This is a genomic window from Luteibacter sp. 9135, assembly GCF_000745005.1.
Lineage (GTDB): Bacteria > Pseudomonadota > Gammaproteobacteria > Xanthomonadales > Rhodanobacteraceae > Luteibacter.
Genome location: NZ_JQNB01000001.1, coordinates 2,759,071 through 2,775,805 on the forward strand (window position 1 = coordinate 2,759,071; position 16,735 = coordinate 2,775,805).

The following is a 16,735-nucleotide window of genomic DNA, read 5'->3' on the forward strand; positions in this document are numbered from 1 at the left end:
GTGAACGTCCCCCTCGACGATCGTCTTGCGCTGCTCGCCGGACAGGCCGGTATCGATGTCGACTGGCGCGATGCGCTGGGCCGGCCGCAGACGACGCCCGATGCCACCCTTCGCGCGGTGCTCCGCGCCGTGGGTTTGCCTGCCGACAACGGCGACGATGTCGAAGCCAGCCTGCGCCTGCTCGAGCTGGAGCGCACGGGGCGCCGACCGCCGCGCATGATTACCGCTGACGCGGGCGAGCGGGTCGCTATTCCCCCGCTGCCACGCGGACGCGTGTGGAAGGTGCTGGACAGCGAAGGTGGCCGCGTGGCTGAAGGCGAATTGGCCTCGGGCGTCGGCGACATCGCCGCGCCGTCCATCCCGGGGTACTACACCCTGATGCTGGACGAGGACGAGATCACCCTTGCCGTCGCACCGCCACGAGGCTTCGGCGTCGGCGATATCGCCGGTGCCCGCCGGCCGTGGGGCATGGCCGTGCAGATGGCCGCCCTGCGTCGTCCCGGCGACGGTGGCATCGGCGACTTCAGCGCACTCGAGCTCTGTGCGAAAGCCGCCGCGGAGAAGGGCGCCGACGCCCTGGCGATCAGCCCTCTGCACGCGCTGTTTGCCGCGGCGCCGGAACGTTACAGTCCTTACGCGCCGTCCAGCCGTCTGTTTCTCAACGGGCTGTATGTCGATCCCGTGCGCACCAGCGGCGAGCAGACGGTACGTGCCGTAATCGATACGCACAACCTGCGCCAGGAACTGGCCGAGCTGGAATGGCTCGAGTTGATCGACTGGCCACGCGCCGCCCGCGCGCGGATGACCGTCTTGCGTTCGTTGTTCGAATGGGCGTCCGTCGACCTGGCGCACTCCGAACGCTTCATGGCGTTCCGGCGCGAGCAGGGCGAGCCGCTGGAACGCCATGCGCGCTTCGAGGCGCTGCATGGCCATTTCACCGCGCACGGCCGCCCGGGCGGTTGGCAGGGCTGGCCGACGGAGTACCACGACCCCGCATCGCGCGAGGTTACCTCGTTCGTCAACGAGCACGCCCGTGAGGTGGCCTTCCACGCGTGGTTGCAGTGGCTGGCCGCGCAGGGGCTGGAAGGGGCACAGAAAGCCGCCCGGGATGCGGGCATGGCCATCGGCCTCGTCGCCGACCTGGCGGTGGGTGCGGACTCCGGTGGCAGCCATGCCTGGGCCCATCAGACCGAAATGCTTTCCGGCCTGTCCGTCGGTGCACCGCCGGACGCCCTGAACCGCCTGGGCCAGGATTGGGGCCTCACCACCTTCTCGCCCCGCGGCCTGCGTGAGACAGGGTTCCGCGGCTTCATCGGCATGCTGCGCGCCGCGCTGGCGCATGCCGGCGGCGTGCGTATCGACCACGTGCTCGGGTTGAAGCGCTTGTGGCTGGTGCCGCACGGGGCCGGTGCCACCGAAGGCGCCTACCTGCGTTACCCGCTGGCCGACATGCTGCGGCTGATCGCGCTCGAGTCGCACCTGCATCGCGCCATCGTGATCGGTGAGGATCTCGGCACCGTGCCGGCCGACTTTCGTCATGCGATTGCCGACAAGGGCGTGCTGGGCATCCGCGTGCTGTGGTTCGAACGCGCCGAGGACGGCGGTTTCGTCTCGCCGCGCGAATGGTCCGATAACGCCATGGCCACCACCAGTACGCACGACATCCCGACCGTCGCGGGATGGTGGAGCGGGCGCGACGTGGCGTGGCGCAAGCTCACCGGCCTGGACGATCCCGCCGTGGACGAGGAGGCCCAGCGCGCGGGAGAGCGCACTGCGCTCTGGCGTGCGATGTGCGCTTCCGGTTCGGCCTGGAACGAGGACGCTCCGCCCGGAGTCGACGACATCTCGCCGGTGGTCGTGGCTGCCGCGCGCCACGTCTCGCAGGCGCCCGCGCCGCTGGCGATCTTCCCCGTGGAGGATGTGCTCGGCCTGCACGAACAACCCAACCTCCCGGGCCCCACCGACGCCATTCATCCGAACTGGCGGCGGCGCATGCCTGATTCGTCGGCACGACTTTTCGACGGCCCCATTGCCCATGCCGTCTGCGCGGCGATCGACCAGACCCGGAACCGTACATGACCCCACCACGCGCCCTGGCTCGCCTGCAGTTCCATGCCGGCTTCACGCTCGACGACGCCGTGCCGGTCGTCCCTTATTACGCCAGCCTCGGTGCGAGCCATCTCTATGCCTCGCCCATCCTGCGCGCCCGTGCCGGCTCGACACACGGCTATGACGTGGTCGACTGCCACGAGGTCAATCCAGAAATCGGTGGCGAAGATGCATTGCGCCGTCTCATCGCTGCATTGCGTGAACACGGCATGGGTCTGGTTGTCGACATCGTGCCTAATCACATGGGTGTCGGCAGTGAGAACGTCTGGTGGATGGACGTGCTGCGGCACGGCCGGGAAAGCCGTTACGCGGGTTACTTCGATATCGAGTGGACCACGCCCGATCCGTTGCTACGCGGACGCCTGCTATTGCCGATGCTGGGCGCCGGATATGACGAAACGCTGCGCGCGGGCCACCTTCGCCTGGTCCGCCGCGGCGAGACCTGGATGCTCGGCGTGTACGATGATCGCCTGCCGCTGTCGCCGGCATCGGTCGCCGGCCTGGGCGACGACGCGGCCGCCGCGCACGATCCCTCGACGGACGAGGGCCGGCAGCGGCTGCACGCGCTGATCGAAAAACAGCACTATCGCCTGGCCTTCTGGAAGCTGGCCAGCGATATGGTCAACTACCGACGGTTCTTCGACGTCAACGAACTGGTCGGCTTGCGCATCGAGCGCACGGCAGTGTTCGAGGACACGCACAAGACCATCTTCCGCCTATACGCCGAAGGCCTGATCGACGGCGTGCGCTGCGACCACGTCGACGGTCTGGCTGATCCGCGTCGCTATTGCCGTCAGTTGCGTCACCGCCTGGACAAGCTGCGTCCGCAGCGCCCGGCGTCGGCACCGCAAGGCGGCGCGTACATCGTGGTCGAGAAGATCCTGGCCGAGGACGAAGGCCTGCGCCTCGACTGGCGCACCGACGGCACCACCGGCTACGAGTTCATGGACCAGGTCTCGGCGGTGCTGCACTGCCAGCGTGGCGAGGCTCCGTTGACCGAGTTGTGGCGCAAGCTGACCGGTGAGTCGGCGGATTTCGGGACGCAGTCGGTGCGGGCACGCCGGCAGATACTGGTCGACAGTTTCGAATCCGAACTGGACCGTACCGCGCGCGCCCTGTTCGCCGCGGCGCGTGCCGATGTCGCCACGCGCGACGTGTCGCTGGCCGCGGTGCGCCGCGTCCTCGTCGAACTGCTGGTCCATTTTCCCGTGTACCGCACCTATGCCGGCGGCATGGGCCGGGACGAGATCGACGAAGCCTTCTTCTCCCGCGCCGTCGAAGGTGCGTCGCGCACGCTGCGCACGGAGGACGGCGACCTGCTGACCCTGGTGTCGTCGTGGCTGGGCGGCGAGGCGCCGCGTTCGCTGCCCCCGGGCCCCGTGCGCCGGGCACGCGAGCGCGCGATAGCGGTGTTCCAGCAGGCCACGTCGCCCGTGGCTGCCAAGGCCGTGGAGGACACGGCGGGGTATCGGTACGGCCGACTGCTCTCACGTAACGAAGTGGGGGTCGATGCCGGTCGCCTGGCCATGTCGGTGGACGATTTCCATGCCCGCTGCGTAGAAAGGATCCAGACCCTGCCGCACAACCTGCTGGCCACGGCGACCCACGACCACAAGCGCGGCGAAGACCTGCGCGCCCGCCTGGCCGTGCTGTCCGAGGTGGCCGAGCGCTGGGTGGTCACGGCGGAGCGCTGGCGTGTCCGCCATGCGGATTTCCGCCAGCGCGCCGAGGGCCGCATGGCACCGGCCGCCGGCGACGAACTGATGCTCTACCAGATGCTGGTGGGGGCGTGGCCACTGAACCTCGCCCCTGACGATACCGAGGGCGTCGAGCGCTTCGCCTCGCGTATCGCGGCATGGCAGCGCAAGGCCCTGCGCGAAGCCAAGCGCTGGTCGCGCTGGACCTCGCCCAACGAGCCTTACGAAGACGCCTGCGAGGATTTCCTGCGCACCATACTGTCCAGCGAGGTGGCGGCGGAGTTCGCCGCGTTCGCGAATTACATCGCCACGCCGGGTGCGGCCAACGGCCTGGCGCAGACGGTGCTGCGCATCACCACGCCCGGCGTGCCCGATCTTTACCAGGGCAGCGACTACTGGGATTTCAGCCTCGTGGATCCGGACAATCGCCGCCCCGTGGATTTCCCGGCGCGCGCAGCTTCGCTGGCGCAGGCCGAATCGCCCCGCGAGGCGATCGGACACTGGCGCGACGGCGCGGTCAAGCAGTCGGTCATCGCCCGTCTGCTGGACACGCGCCGCGAGTACCCCGACCTGTTCGCCCGCGGCGACTACCGCCCGCTGACTGCCGAGGGTTCGGCCAGCGAGCACGTGATCGGCTTTACGCGCGAGTACCGGGGACAGCGGCTGTTCGTGGCCGTGGCACGGCACACGGCGGAGTGGGTCGCTGGCCAGGACACGCCAGCCATTGCCGACGATTGCTGGGCGGGTACGTCGGTGGCTTTGCCTGAGAGGCGCTGGGTGAGCGTTTTCTCAGGTGCGGACCTGGCGGGTGGTCGTGTTGGCCTTGAGCGAGTTTTTGAAGGCTTGCCGGTGGCTGTTTGGCGCGAGGTCGAGGGCTAGGTTGAGAGGGCCTCCCGGAAGCCCGGGGCGGGCTCGCCTTCGGCATCGCGTTTGGCCTTGGAGCCTTGGAGCTTTGGCGTTTTGGGGGCAAGAGCCGGCGGGTAGCCCCCTCGGGGCCACGCCTACGGCGACCCGCTAAGGAAGGGCCGCTGGCGCGGCCGTTTATCTATGGCCCTACGGGCCCGGGTCGGGCTTCGCACGGGGATTTTCGATTCGCCATCCATGGCTCAGCGAAAATGGCCGGCCGTCCTGGCCGGCCCCCTTCGGGCCTTATCCGTTCGAATCCCTCGCCTGCGGCTACCGGCCCCGAGGGGGCTACCCGCCAGCTCTTCCCAAGACTGAGGCAGGTTGTTACGCGAGCGACCGCAGACGTGCAGGGTGTGGCGTCGCCGCTTTGTTGGCTTTTCGCCCACATCGTGGGCTCCTACCCCAGGGGTAGGGCAGGCCAGAGACTATCCAACGCGTGATCTGCCGGCTGGGGGTAGGAGCGCACGCACGTGCGCGAACCCTCGACGTACCTAAGGCGACCGATGCCATTGAGCTTGCCCCGGTTTAATGGACACTCAAGTTATGGGATAGCAGCTTCGGTCGCCGCAGGCGATCGATAGCCGTTGGTCGAGTGTAAGCGCTGCCGGTTATAAAACACTTCGATGTATTCAAAAACCACGTGGCGTGCCTCCTCGATCGAGGCGTAGCGGCGTGGGGCTGCGATCTCGCACTTCAACGTACTGAAGAAGCTCTCAGCCACCGCGTTGTCCCAACACTCGCCGCGCCGGCTCATGCTTACCCGCATACCCAGTCGAGCGAGTTCGGCCTGATAGGCCGCGCTCGTGTACTGACTGCCCTGGTCGGAGTGATGGAGCACTCCCTGCGCCGAACCGCGCTGGCCTACGGCCATGCGCAAAGCCTGCAAGGGCAAGTCGGTATGCATAGTCGCAGCCGTTGCGTGGCCAATCACTCGCCGGGCGTACAGATCGATCACGACGGCCAGATACATTGGACCCTGTTGCGTGGCGAACTGTGTCATGTCCGTTACCCAGACCTGATCAGGCGCGGCCGTGGTGAAGCATCGATCAACATGGTTATCGGCCACCGCGGACACCGTGGCGGCCCGTCGTGATGCCTTGCTTGTACGCCAGCTGCGCCCGACGAGACCGCCCTGGCGCATCAAGCGGGCGGTCGCATGGCGCCCCAGGCTCAGCCCCTGCTCACGAGCCAGATGCCATAGCCGGGGACTGCCGTAAAGCCCTCGGCTGCGCTCATGCAACTGCTTCAGCTGCGCCAGGTGCTGGCGGTCACGAAGCACGCGGGGGCTCGGATGCTTTTGGCGATGCCGCCAGGCATAGAAGCTGTTGCGACCCACCTCGAGCAGCCGGCAGAGGACCACGATGGAGTACGACGCGCTCTCCGCTTCGATAAACCGGCATCTCAGCTCGATTCCTTGGCGAAGAACGCCGTCGCTTTTTTTAGGATGTCACGCTCCATCCGCAGGATCTCGTTCTCGCGTCGAAGCTGCTGTATCTCGGCCTGCTCGGCCGTCAGCGGAACGGCGGGGGGCGATCGCGAAGGCGCTCCAGAACCGGCTTGAACCTTCTCGATCCAGCGCCTGAAGACACTCTCGACCAGATCCAGGTCACGGCATACCCGAGACACCGGCTGACCTCGCTCAAGGACCAGGGCAACCGCGCCGGCCTTGAAATCAGGTGTGAACTGACGACGAATTCTTTTTGACATGGGACACCTCTGAACGAACCTTACGGCTCACGATGGGTGTCCATCAAATCCGGGCAAGCTCACATGCACACCAGGCAAGCGAGCGTTCCCAGCAACGAAGCGAAACCCCGCTCTTTCGCTCTCCCCACACGCAACCTCAGTGCTGGAAAGAGCCGGCGGGTGCCTGTCGTGGTCAAGTATTTCTGGACACCCGATAGGGCGTTATTTTCGGGCCGCCATCATCTCGTAAATGGCTGGCGGCACCTGCCCGTTGGCCGCATGTAGGCGCCGGTAGTTGTAGTACGACGTCAAGAAAACAGTGATGTCGCTTTGGGCTTCATCGCGGTTGCTGTAAGTCGATGTCACCCATTCGGTTTTCAACGTGGCGAAGACGCGCTCGGCAACCGCGTTATCCCAACAGTTGCCGCGCCTGCTCATACTTTGGGTAATCCCCAGGGCCTTGAGGCGTCCGAGAAAGTCAAAACTGTTGTACTGCGCACCTTGATCGGAGTGGAACATGAGATTCCCCGACGGTTTCCTCTCTCTGATTGCCATGTCCAGGGCGGCAACGGCCAGCTGTGCATTCGGCCGGGTTGAAAAGGCCCAGCCCACGATCCGGCGTGCATAAAGATCCACGACAACGGCCAGATAGAGCCAACCCTGTCGGGTAGGCACAAAGGTAATGTCACCGACCCAAACCTGATCGGGCCGGGCGACGTTGAATTGCCGTTCGAGGCGGTTGGGGGCCGGCACAGCCGCCTTGCTCGCCGTCCGGTACACGTGCCGACGCACCCGCTCGGCCCATAGACCGGCCTGCCTCATCAACGTGCGCGCCCGATATCGCCCTGTCGGCATGCCTTGGCGACCCAACTCAGCCGCCATGCGACGGGTGCCGTAACTGCCTCGGCTCTGGCGATGAATCTGCTTGACCCTCGCTACTAGCGCCGGATCGGCAACCGCCGGCTGTACCTCTTCTGCCCGCTTGGCGTAATAGCTGCTACGGGGGTATTCCATCGCCTCGCACAGCCGCGATACCGGGTAGGCCTCCTTCAGCTCGTCGATCACCGCCGTGGGCGATCGCTCTCCCGAACGAAGAAGGCGATGGATTTTTTTAAAAGTTCGCGCTCCTCCTTTAGCTGAAGTACCTGCGACTCAAGCTCGACGATACGCCGCCGATCATCCGCCGCCGTGGGGGCATGAACCCCGGTCGACTTAGCCTCTTCATGTATCGCCAGCCAGCGCCTCAACGCTGTCGGGCCTACATCCATCAGCTGGCATACCTGTCGTACCGTATGCCCCTCGGCCACCACCAGATGCACGGCGTCGTCTCGCTGCGATTGCGATATCTCTTTACGTCCCATAGCTCACCTCCTTCTGCCCGTGAATCCTATCGGACTGTCCAGAAAGATTAGACCACCTCAGCCACCTTCGGGGCCGGTAGCCGCAGGCGAGGGGTTCGAACGGACAAGGCCTGAAGGGGGCCGGCCAGGACGGCCGGCCGTTTCCGCTGAGCCACGGAGGGCGAATCGGAAACCCCCGTTCGAAGCCCGACCCGGCCCGAAGGGCAATCAATAAACGGCCGCGCACGCGGCCCTTCATTGACGGGTCGCCGCAGGCGTGGCCCCGAGGGTGGCACCCGCCGGCTCTTGCTCCAGGCCCCAGGCCCCAGGCCCCAGGCCCCAAGCCCAAAGCGAAGCCAAAGGCGAGCCCTTCACATCCAGACTCACATCAGCCCCCCTCCAGCGACCGAACCAGCGCGACGTAATCGCGCATGGCCTGCTCACGCGGCAACCCGGCCAGGCGCGACCAGGCCTCGTGCTTTGCCGTCCCCACGAAATCGAAGAAGCCGGGCTTCGGTCCGGAGGCGTCGCCCTGGGTCGCCTGCTTGTAGAGGGCGTAGATGCGCAGCAGCGTATGGTTGTCCGGCCGCGTCCCCAGACGGGTGATGTCCAGGTAAGCCTGCTCGAACTGGCTCTGGAGGTCGTCGGACATGGGAGGAGGCCCCGGTGGATCGTTCGGCGCCTTGTAGCATGGCGCGGCCGATGCGTCCATGCACCGACGGCCGCGCGCCGACGCGATATCATGCCGGTTTAGCGAACGAGGTTTCCCACATGCCCGCATCGGCTGCCGCTCCGGTCCTCACCATCGACGGCCCCTCCGGCTCCGGCAAGGGCACCATCAGCCGGCGGGTGGCCGAGAAGCTCGGCTGGCACCTGCTTGACTCCGGTGCCCTCTATCGTGCCGTGGGCTACGCGGCGGGGGAGGCGGGTATCGACCTGTCCGACGTGGACGCGGTCACTCGCTGCGCGCAGACCGTCAAGATCCGCTTCAAGCCCAGTCCCGCGGGCGATGAGACGCACATCCTGGTCAACGGGCACGACGCCACGGACGAGCTGCGCACGGAGACGGCGGGCGCTGCGGCGTCGGCCATCGCGGTGATCCCCAGCGTTCGCCAGGCGTTGCTGGACCTGCAACACGGCTTCCGCAAGGCGCCGGGGCTGGTGGCCGACGGTCGCGACATGGGTACGGTGATTTTCCCGGATGCCGGGCACAAGGTCTTCCTGACCGCCAGCGCCGCCGAACGGGCGAAAAGGCGCTATAAGCAGTTGAAGGATAAGGGCCTGAGCGTTACACTTGCCGTTCTTCAACGTGAGATCGAGGCGCGCGACGAGCGAGACGCGTCGCGGCTGGTCGCCCCGTTGAAGCCCGCCGAGGGCGCCGTGGTCATCGATACCACCGGCATGCCGATCCACACGGTGGTGGCAAACGTATTCGCGGTGGTGCGTCCGTAAGGACGGGTCACGGCACGATTCCCGTGCAGTGTGCACGGGGCAATGGCAACGGCGCGGAGCGACCTCTCAGGGGTCTTCCAGCGCCCACAACCGGTGGGTCCCCTGTCCGCAGGCGTTCATAGATGTTACGCAGGCGCCGGGTACGACCTTTCATAACCCTGGAATCAAGATGACTGAAAGTTTTGCCGAACTGTTTGAACAGAGCCAGCAGGCCATTTCGAAGCTGAAGCCCGGCTCCATCGTCACGGGTATCGTTGTGGAAATCCGCAACGACGTGGTGGTGATCAACGCCGGCCTGAAGAGCGAAGGCATCGTCCCGATCGAGCAATTCAAGGACGAGAACGGCGCGCTCGAAGTGGAAGTGGGCGACGAAGTTAAGGTCGCGCTCGATGCGCTCGAAGACGGCTTCGGCGAGACCAAGCTCTCCCGTGAGAAGGCCAAGCGTTCGATGGTGTGGGACGACCTCGAGCAGGCGTTCGACAAGGAAGAGACCATCACCGGCAAGATCTCCGGCAAGGTCAAGGGCGGCTTCACCGTCGACATCAAGGACGTCCGCGCATTCCTGCCCGGTTCCCTGGTCGACGTGCGTCCGGTCCGTGATCCGGTCTACCTCGAGGGCAAGGACCTCGAGTTCAAGATCATCAAGCTCGACCGCAAGCGCAACAACGTCGTCGTCAGCCGCCGCGCGGTTGTCGAGACGGAGTTCTCGGAAGAGCGCGAGAAGCTGCTCGAGCGCCTGACGGAAGGTGCGGTCGTGAAGGGTGTGGTCAAGAACCTCACCGATTACGGCGCATTCGTCGACCTCGGCGGCATCGACGGCCTGCTGCACATCACCGACATGGCGTGGAAGCGCGTGCGTCACCCGTCGGAAGTGGTCAACGTCGGCGACGAACTCGACGTCCGCGTCCTCAAGTACGACCGCGAGCGCAACCGCGTGTCGCTCGGCCTCAAGCAGCTCGGCGACGACCCGTGGGTCGCCATCGCGCGCCGCTACCCGGTCGGCAGCCGCCTGTTCGGCAAGGTCTCCAACGTCACCGATTACGGCTGCTTCGTCGAGATCGAGCCGGGCGTCGAAGGCCTGGTGCACGTGTCCGAGATGGACTGGACCAACAAGAACGTCAACCCGGCCAAGGTGGTTCAGGTCGGCGACGAGACGGAAGTCATGGTTCTGGACGTCGACGAGGAGCGTCGTCGTATCTCCCTCGGTATCAAGCAGACCCGCTCGAACCCGTGGGAAGCCTTCGCCGCCATGCACAAGAAGGGCGACAAGGTGTCCGGCCAGATCAAGTCGATCACCGATTTCGGTATCTTCATCGGTCTGGACGGCGGCATCGACGGTCTCGTCCACCTGTCCGACATCTCTTGGCAGGCCTCGGGTGAAGACCTCGTCCGCAACTTCAAGAAGGGCGACGAAGTCGAAGCCGTGGTTCTGGCGGTCGATCCGGAGCGTGAGCGCATCTCCCTCGGCATCAAGCAGATGGAGCAGGATCCGTTCGGTCAGTTCATGGCCACGAATCCGCGCGGCACGATCCTGACCGGCACCGTCCGCGAAGTGGACGCCAAGGGTGCGATCATCGACCTCGGCGAAGGTGTCGAAGGCTACATCCGTGCCAACGACATCGCGAAGGAGCGCGTGGAAGACGCCACGACGCACCTCAAGGTCGGCGATGCCATCGAGGCGAAGTTCACCGGCATGGACCGCAAGGGCCGTCAGCTCCAGCTGTCGATCCGCGCCAAGGACGAAGAGGACGTGGCTGACGCCATGGCCGATTACGCCTCGGCCGCAGGCGGTACCACCAAGCTCGGTGCGCTCCTCAAGGAGCAGATGAACAAGGCCGACTAACCGTCGGGCGAGGGGCGGTTCACCGCCCCTCGCTGTTGTTTGACTGGTGTTTTGCTTCAGCTTTAAAGAAGAACCAGGGGACCCATGACCAAGTCGGAACTGATCGAGGCGCTGGCGCGGCGCCAGACCCACCTTGCCTTCAGCGATGTGGAACTCGCCGTGAAGAGCGTGCTCGAACAGATGAGCCATGCCTTGTCCACGGGTGAGCGCATCGAGATTCGCGGCTTTGGCAGCTTCGCGCTGCACTTCCGTCCGCCGCGCATGGGGCGCAACCCCAAGACCGGCGAAGCGGTGGCCCTACCGGGCAAGCACGTGCCACATTTCAAACCCGGCAAGGAATTACGCGAACGCGTAAACCTGATCGAGGAAACCGACGCCGCGCTCTGACGCGGCGTTTTTTTATGTACGAAAGCCCCACCGCGCTGCACCATCGTGTTCACGATTCGGGTACAGTCCGGGGATGCGCCTTCTCGTCATCCTTTTCCTTTTGTTGTTCGTCGCCGCCGGGGTGGTCTTCGGGGCACTCAACGCCGATCTCGTGGCGTTCGACTTCGGCTTTGCCCGGGCGTCGTTGCCCAAGGGCGGCACCATCCTCGCCGCCATTCTGGTCGGCTGGATCCTGGGTGGGCTCACCGCCTGGCTGGGCACGTCCTTCGCCCATCGGCGCCTGCGCCGGCGTGAGCGCAAAGAACGCAAGGTAGGCAGCGCAACGACCGCATGAATCCGATCTGGTTGCTGGCGCTCGTCCCCCCGCTGGCCTTCGTCAGCGGCTGGTGGTTCGCCCGCCGTACGCACACCCGCCGTTCCGGTGAGCGGGTCAATGCGCTTTCCTCCGATTACTTCCGTGGCCTGAATTACCTGCTCAACGAGGAGCAGGACAAGGCACTGGAGGTCTTCCTGCGCCTGGCCGAATACAACCGGGATACGGTGGAGACCCACCTGGCCCTGGGCAACCTGTTTCGCAAGCGCGGTGAGGTGGATCGCGCTATTCGCCTGCACCAGCACCTGGTCTCGCGGCCCGGGCTTTCCGACGAAATGAAGACGGTGGCCTTGCTCGAACTGGGCGAGGATTACATGCGTGCGGGCCTGCTGGACCGTGCCGAAACCCTGTTTTCCGATCTGGTGGCCATGGATGCGCTGGCCCCGTCGGCGCTGCGGCACCTCATCGCCATCTATCAGCACGAGCGCGAATGGCACAAGGCGATCGATCACGCGCGTCGGCTGGAAACGATGACCAGCGAAGACGAGTCGCCGATGATCGCGCAGTTCTACTGCGAACTGGCCGAGCAGTCGCGCCAGCACGGCGCCCGCACCGAAGCGCGCGACTATGTCCGCGAGGCGTTCGCCTGCCAGCACGACTGCGTGCGCGCGCACATGATCGCCGGGCGCCTTTCGTCCGAAGACGATGACCTGCCGCACGCCATCACGTCGTACGAGGCCGCCATCGCCGCCGATATCGCCTTCGTTCCGGAAATCCTGCCGCCGCTGCTCAACTGCTATGCGCGCTCGCAGCAGATGGACCGTGCCGAGACCTTCCTGCGCGAGATCATGGAGCGCTACCACGGCATCTCGCCGGTGCTGGCGCTGACACGTCTGTACGAGGGCAGGGACGGTGAACGCACCGCCATCGATTTCCTGACCGGGCAGCTGCGCAAGCGGCCGTCCGTGCGAGGCCTGATGGCGCTCATCGACGCCACGATGGACAAGGTGTCCGGTGAGGCGCGGGAGAACTACCTGATCCTGCGCGACCTCACGCGCAAGCTGCTCGAGGGCCAGGCCATGTATCGCTGCAGTCGCTGTGGTTTCGGCGCCAAGGCCCATCATTGGCAATGCCCCAGCTGCAAGAGCTGGGGTACCGTTCGTCCCATCCATGGCGTCGCCAACGAATGATGCCCGTCGTCGTCAGCCTCCTGCCGACGCTGGTCGCCTGTGGCCTCGCTGCCTTCCTCGTCTCGTTCGCCGCCGTCCGGGCCACCATCGCCTACGCCCGCCGGCGCGGCATGCTGGATGCCCCGGGGCGTCGCCGCTCGCATAGCGTGCCCACGCCGCGCGGCGGAGGCATCGGCATCGTGCTGGGCGCACTGGCCGGGATGCCGGCGGCGCTGCTGCTCCTCCCGGTCTCACCGGGTGCTGCGATCACCGCAGCGTTTTCCGTTGCCGTGATTGCGGTGGCGGGCATCGGCTGGCTCGACGACCACGGTTCGCTGCCGATCCGGCCGCGCCTGGCGATCCAGCTGGCCGCGACGCTCCTGCTGTGCCTGGCCGTGGCGTCCGTCACTGCCAGCCTCTGGTGGGCCGTGCCCCTGCTGCTGGCCGGCGTATGGTGCATCAATCTGCACAACTTCATGGACGGCATCGACGGCTTGGCGGCCCAGCAGGCCATGTTCTTCAGTGCCGCCTGCGCAGCGCTGGCCTGGTCGGCAGGCAGCCCGGCCCTCGCGGGCGCGGGCCTGGCGATGGCCACCGCGTCGCTGGGCTTCTGGTGGTTCAACCGGTCTCCGGCCCGTATCTTCATGGGTGACGTGGGCAGCGCCACCCTCGGCCTCATGGTGTTCGCGCTGTCCGCCATGCTCTGGGCATGGCGCACGGAACTCCTCTGGCCGGCGCTGGTCTTTTCTTCCGCCTTCGTCATCGACGCGACCTTGACGTTGCTCGTGCGAATGCTGCGCGGTGCGCGCTGGTACACTCCGCACCGCGAACACCTTTACCAATGGCTGGTGAGGCGTGGCGCATCGCATCGCAGGGTAGGCCTGGCCTACCTCGCATGGAATGTTCTCGTCTGTGTTCCCGTCGCATGGATCGCGTTCCGCTTCCCGGCGGCGGCGCCCGTGTGTTTCGCGGCGACCTACCTGGCGGGAGCCGCGGTCTGGCGTACTGGCAAGCGATACGGCTTGCGTCGAAGGGAGCGACATGTTTCTGCGTAAGTTCATCGGCATCATCCATCCCCGCACGGCGGTCGTCGCCCACGACCTGGCCATGGCCGCGTTCGCCTGGTGGATTGCGAAGACCCTCCGTTACGCCCTGATGCCGGACCTGGCACCGATATCCTACCTGCCGATGGAATTTCCCATCGTGCTGCTGGTGCAGGGTGCCGTGTTCAACTGGACCGGCCTCTACAAGGGTGTATGGCGATTCGCCAGCCTGCCCGACCTGTGGAACATCATCCGCGCCACGTGCTTCGGCACCCTGATCATCGGCCTGGCCATGGTCATGTATTCGCGCCTGGATGGGGTCCCACGGTCGGTCTTCATGATCTATCCCGTGGTGCTGGTGGTGCTGCTCGGCGTGCCGCGCCTGAGCTACCGTTTCTGGAAAGACAGCCGCATCGACCTATTCCAGTCCACGCCGACCAAGCGCGTGCTGATCGTGGGCGCCGATCGCGCGGGTGAGGCGTTGTCGCGCGACCTGCGTCGGGACAGCCGTTACAGCGTCATCGGTTTCGTCGACGACAACGCGGCACTGCGTGGGGCCCAGATCGGCGGCATCCCGGTGCTGGGTACCGTGGACCAGCTGGCCGAGTTGTCCAAGGCCGTCGCTGTGCAGATGCTGCTCATCGCCGTCCCGGGTGCCACCACGGCGCAGATGCGCCGCATCGTCGCTTTCTGCGAAAGCACCGGCCTGCCGTTCCGCACGGTGCCGCGTCTGGAAGATGTCGTCGCGGGGCGTGCCCAGTTCAATGAAATCAAGGAAGTCGCGATCGAGGACCTGCTCGGTCGCGACGCGGTGGAACTGGACTGGACGGCGATCCGCGAAAACATCAGCGGCGGCCGGGTGCTGGTGACCGGTGGCGGCGGCTCGATCGGCTCCGAGCTTTGCCGGCAGGTGGCCCGCCTGGGGGCGGCGTCGCTGACCGTGGTGGAGATGTCCGAATACAACCTCTACCGCATCGGGCAGGAACTGACCTCGGCTTATCCGGAGCTGATCTTCAACGGTGTGCTGGCCGACGCGCGCGACGCCACGGCGATCAACCGCCTGTTCCAGGAGACGCAGCCGCAGATCGTCTTCCATGCGTCCGCGTACAAGCATGTGCCCATGTTGCAGGGCCAGTTGCGCGAGGCCTTCCGCAACAACGTGCTCGGCACGCGCGTCGTCGCCGATGCCGCAGTGCGCTGCGGCGCGGCATCGTTCGTACTGATCTCCACCGACAAGGCGGTCAATCCCACCTCGGTCATGGGTGCGTGCAAGCGCATGGCGGAGATCTGGTGTCAGAATCTTGCCGCGCATACGTCTACACGTTTCATTACGGTTCGCTTCGGTAACGTCCTGGATTCCGCCGGGTCGGTGGTCCCGTTGTTCCGCCGGCAGATCCGCCAGGGCGGTCCGGTGACGATCACCCACCCGGAGATCTCGCGTTACTTCATGACCATTCCCGAGGCCTGTCAGCTGATCCTGCAGGCGGCCAGTCTGGGCAAGGGTGGCGAGATCTTCGCGCTGGACATGGGCGACCCGGTGAAGATCCGCGACCTCGCCGAGCAGATGATCCGCCTGGCCGGCAAGCGTCCCGGCTCGGACATCCAGATCGTTTATACCGGTCTTCGCTCGGGTGAGAAGCTGTTCGAAGAATTGTTCCACCCGTTGGAGAATTATACGAGCACGACCCACGCGAAGATCTTCCAGGCGCAGCATCGCCAGGTCTCGTGGGACATGCTTCAGGTGCAGCTGGCCAGGGCCGAGGAGGCCGTGGCGGCGTTCGATGAAGAAACCCTGCGTCGGTGCGTGTCGCAGCTGCTGCCGTCGTTCCGCTGGAGCGAGCCGCAAAGCGACAACGTGCTGCCGTTACGTCGTAACGAAAGTGGAGACATCGCATGACCCAACCCCTGCGCAAGGTCGTATTTCCCGTGGCTGGCCTCGGTACGCGCTTCCTCCCCGCGACCAAGGTGGTAGCCAAGGAAATGCTGCCGGTGCTCGATCGTCCGCTGATCCAGTACGCCGTGGACGAGGCCGTCGACGCCGGTGCCGACACGCTGGTGTTCGTCACCAATCGCTACAAGCACGCCATTGCCGATTACTTCGACAAGGCCTACGAACTCGAAGAGAAGCTGGCCGAGAAGCACAAGGATGAACTGCTTTCCATCCTGCGGGGCATCCTGCCGCGGCACGTGCGCTGCGTGTTCGTCACGCAGCCGGAAGCCCTCGGTCTCGGCGACGCCGTGCTGCGCGCCGCGCCGGTGGTGGGCAACGAGCGCTTCGGCGTCATGCTTCCCGACGACCTGATCTGGAACAAGACCGGCCCGGGCGCACTGCGCCAGATGGCCGAGGTGGCCGACGCCAACGACGCCGGTGTCATCGCCGTGGAAGAAGTGCCCGAGCAGGACACCGACAAGTACGGCATCGTCGATGCAACGGAGGCGGTCACGGATCGCGCCACCATCATTCGCCACATGGTGGAGAAGCCCAAGCCGGCCGATGCCCCGTCGAACCTCGCCGTGGTGGGTCGCTATGTCCTGCCGTGCGAGATATTCGAGTACCTGAAGAAGACGGAGAAGGGCGCCGGCGGGGAGATCCAGCTCACCGATGCGATCGAGGACCTGCTCAAGGCCAAGGGCAAGGTGCTGGCCTACCGCTTCGCCGGCACGCGCTTCGACTGCGGCAACAAGGCCGGTCTGGTCCGCGCCACGATGGCGATGGCCCTGGAAGATCCCAAGCTCGCGCCGATCGTCCGCGAGTTCGCCAACAAGGCCTGAGTTCCGGGCTCGGCCCTA

The 16,735-nt window shown here is 65.7% G+C and carries 14 protein-coding genes; 10 read left to right on the plus strand and 4 right to left on the minus strand.

Going from position 1 to position 16,735, the window contains the following annotated elements:
* Complete coding sequence (gene malQ / locus FA89_RS11845; protein WP_051938716.1) at window positions 1–2,079, plus strand: 4-alpha-glucanotransferase; 2,079 nt, start codon at window positions 1–3, stop codon at window positions 2,077–2,079.
* Window positions 2,076–4,685, plus strand: a complete 2,610-nt coding sequence (gene treY / locus FA89_RS11850; protein WP_036140783.1) for a malto-oligosyltrehalose synthase — start codon at window positions 2,076–2,078, stop codon at window positions 4,683–4,685. The genes malQ and treY overlap by 4 nt, the downstream gene beginning before the upstream one ends.
* Before the next feature lie 568 nt (window positions 4,686–5,253).
* On the opposite strand, the gene FA89_RS11855 is transcribed toward treY, so the two are convergent.
* From FA89_RS11855 to FA89_RS11875, 4 genes are all read right to left on the minus strand, one after another.
* The gene (locus FA89_RS11855) at window positions 5,254–6,123 is read right to left on the minus strand and encodes an IS3 family transposase (protein WP_185754475.1); all 870 of its coding nucleotides are present in this window, start codon (window positions 6,121–6,123) and stop codon (window positions 5,254–5,256) included.
* Window positions 6,114–6,419 (minus strand): transposase, encoded by a 306-nt coding sequence (locus FA89_RS11860; protein ID WP_036137204.1) that lies wholly within the window; start codon window positions 6,417–6,419, stop codon window positions 6,114–6,116. The genes FA89_RS11855 and FA89_RS11860 overlap by 10 nt, the downstream gene beginning before the upstream one ends.
* 201 nt (window positions 6,420–6,620) lie before the next feature.
* Window positions 6,621–7,759 (minus strand): IS3 family transposase gene (locus FA89_RS11865; RefSeq protein WP_185754187.1). Its coding sequence is split into 2 segments (ribosomal slippage): window positions 6,621–7,513 and window positions 7,513–7,759, totalling 1,140 coding nucleotides; the frame shifts between segments, so codons are not numbered across the junction.
* Between the two features lie 367 nt (window positions 7,760–8,126).
* Complete coding sequence (locus FA89_RS11875) at window positions 8,127–8,390, minus strand: acyl-CoA-binding protein (protein ID WP_036140784.1); 264 nt, start codon at window positions 8,388–8,390, stop codon at window positions 8,127–8,129.
* A 119-nt stretch (window positions 8,391–8,509) separates the two neighbouring features.
* Here FA89_RS11875 and cmk point away from each other — a divergent pair, with 119 nt between their 5' ends.
* The 8 genes from cmk (at window position 8,510) to galU (ending at window position 16,717) form a co-directional block, all read left to right on the plus strand.
* Window positions 8,510–9,190, plus strand: a complete 681-nt coding sequence (gene cmk / locus FA89_RS11880) for a (d)CMP kinase (RefSeq protein WP_081916507.1) — start codon at window positions 8,510–8,512, stop codon at window positions 9,188–9,190.
* Between the two features lie 169 nt (window positions 9,191–9,359).
* Complete coding sequence (rpsA, locus tag FA89_RS11885) at window positions 9,360–11,033, plus strand: 30S ribosomal protein S1 (RefSeq protein ID WP_036140785.1); 1,674 nt, start codon at window positions 9,360–9,362, stop codon at window positions 11,031–11,033.
* An 84-nt stretch (window positions 11,034–11,117) separates the two neighbouring features.
* Entirely contained in the window at window positions 11,118–11,420 is a 303-nt protein-coding gene (locus FA89_RS11890; RefSeq protein ID WP_036140786.1) for an integration host factor subunit beta, read from the plus strand.
* A 73-nt stretch (window positions 11,421–11,493) separates the two neighbouring features.
* Window positions 11,494–11,754 (plus strand): lipopolysaccharide assembly protein LapA domain-containing protein, encoded by a 261-nt coding sequence (locus tag FA89_RS11895; protein WP_036140787.1) that lies wholly within the window; start codon window positions 11,494–11,496, stop codon window positions 11,752–11,754.
* Entirely contained in the window at window positions 11,751–12,923 is a 1,173-nt protein-coding gene (gene lapB / locus FA89_RS11900; protein WP_036140788.1) for a lipopolysaccharide assembly protein LapB, read from the plus strand. Before FA89_RS11895 ends, lapB begins: the two co-directional genes overlap by 4 nt.
* Window positions 12,920–13,957: an MraY family glycosyltransferase gene (locus FA89_RS11905; protein WP_240003889.1), complete on the plus strand. Its 1,038-nt coding sequence runs from the start codon at window positions 12,920–12,922 to the stop codon at window positions 13,955–13,957. Before lapB ends, FA89_RS11905 begins: the two co-directional genes overlap by 4 nt.
* A complete protein-coding gene (locus tag FA89_RS11910; protein WP_036140789.1) occupies window positions 13,944–15,842 on the plus strand; it encodes a polysaccharide biosynthesis protein in 1,899 nt (632 codons plus the stop codon). The genes FA89_RS11905 and FA89_RS11910 overlap by 14 nt, the downstream gene beginning before the upstream one ends.
* The gene (gene galU / locus FA89_RS11915; protein WP_036140790.1) at window positions 15,839–16,717 is read left to right on the plus strand and encodes a UTP--glucose-1-phosphate uridylyltransferase GalU; all 879 of its coding nucleotides are present in this window, start codon (window positions 15,839–15,841) and stop codon (window positions 16,715–16,717) included. The genes FA89_RS11910 and galU overlap by 4 nt, the downstream gene beginning before the upstream one ends.
* Window positions 16,718–16,735: the final 18 nt, after the last annotated feature.

What these genes read in the sequence shown, in the direction of transcription:
- rpsA (WP_036140785.1), top strand. Translation starts at nt 9,360, where the DNA reads ATGACTGAAAGTTTTGCCGAACTGTTTGAACAGAGCCAGCAGGCCATT.
- FA89_RS11890 (WP_036140786.1), top strand. Translation starts at nt 11,118, where the DNA reads ATGACCAAGTCGGAACTGATCGAGGCGCTGGCGCGGCGCCAGACCCAC.
- FA89_RS11905 (WP_240003889.1), top strand. Translation starts at nt 12,920, where the DNA reads ATGATGCCCGTCGTCGTCAGCCTCCTGCCGACGCTGGTCGCCTGTGGC.
- FA89_RS11910 (WP_036140789.1), top strand. Translation starts at nt 13,944, where the DNA reads ATGTTTCTGCGTAAGTTCATCGGCATCATCCATCCCCGCACGGCGGTC.
- lapB (WP_036140788.1), top strand. Translation starts at nt 11,751, where the DNA reads ATGAATCCGATCTGGTTGCTGGCGCTCGTCCCCCCGCTGGCCTTCGTC.
- galU (WP_036140790.1), top strand. Translation starts at nt 15,839, where the DNA reads ATGACCCAACCCCTGCGCAAGGTCGTATTTCCCGTGGCTGGCCTCGGT.
- treY (WP_036140783.1), top strand. Translation starts at nt 2,076, where the DNA reads ATGACCCCACCACGCGCCCTGGCTCGCCTGCAGTTCCATGCCGGCTTC.
- FA89_RS11875 (WP_036140784.1), bottom strand. Translation starts at nt 8,390, where the DNA reads ATGTCCGACGACCTCCAGAGCCAGTTCGAGCAGGCTTACCTGGACATC.
- FA89_RS11895 (WP_036140787.1), top strand. Translation starts at nt 11,494, where the DNA reads ATGCGCCTTCTCGTCATCCTTTTCCTTTTGTTGTTCGTCGCCGCCGGG.
- cmk (WP_081916507.1), top strand. Translation starts at nt 8,510, where the DNA reads ATGCCCGCATCGGCTGCCGCTCCGGTCCTCACCATCGACGGCCCCTCC.
- FA89_RS11860 (WP_036137204.1), bottom strand. Translation starts at nt 6,419, where the DNA reads ATGTCAAAAAGAATTCGTCGTCAGTTCACACCTGATTTCAAGGCCGGC.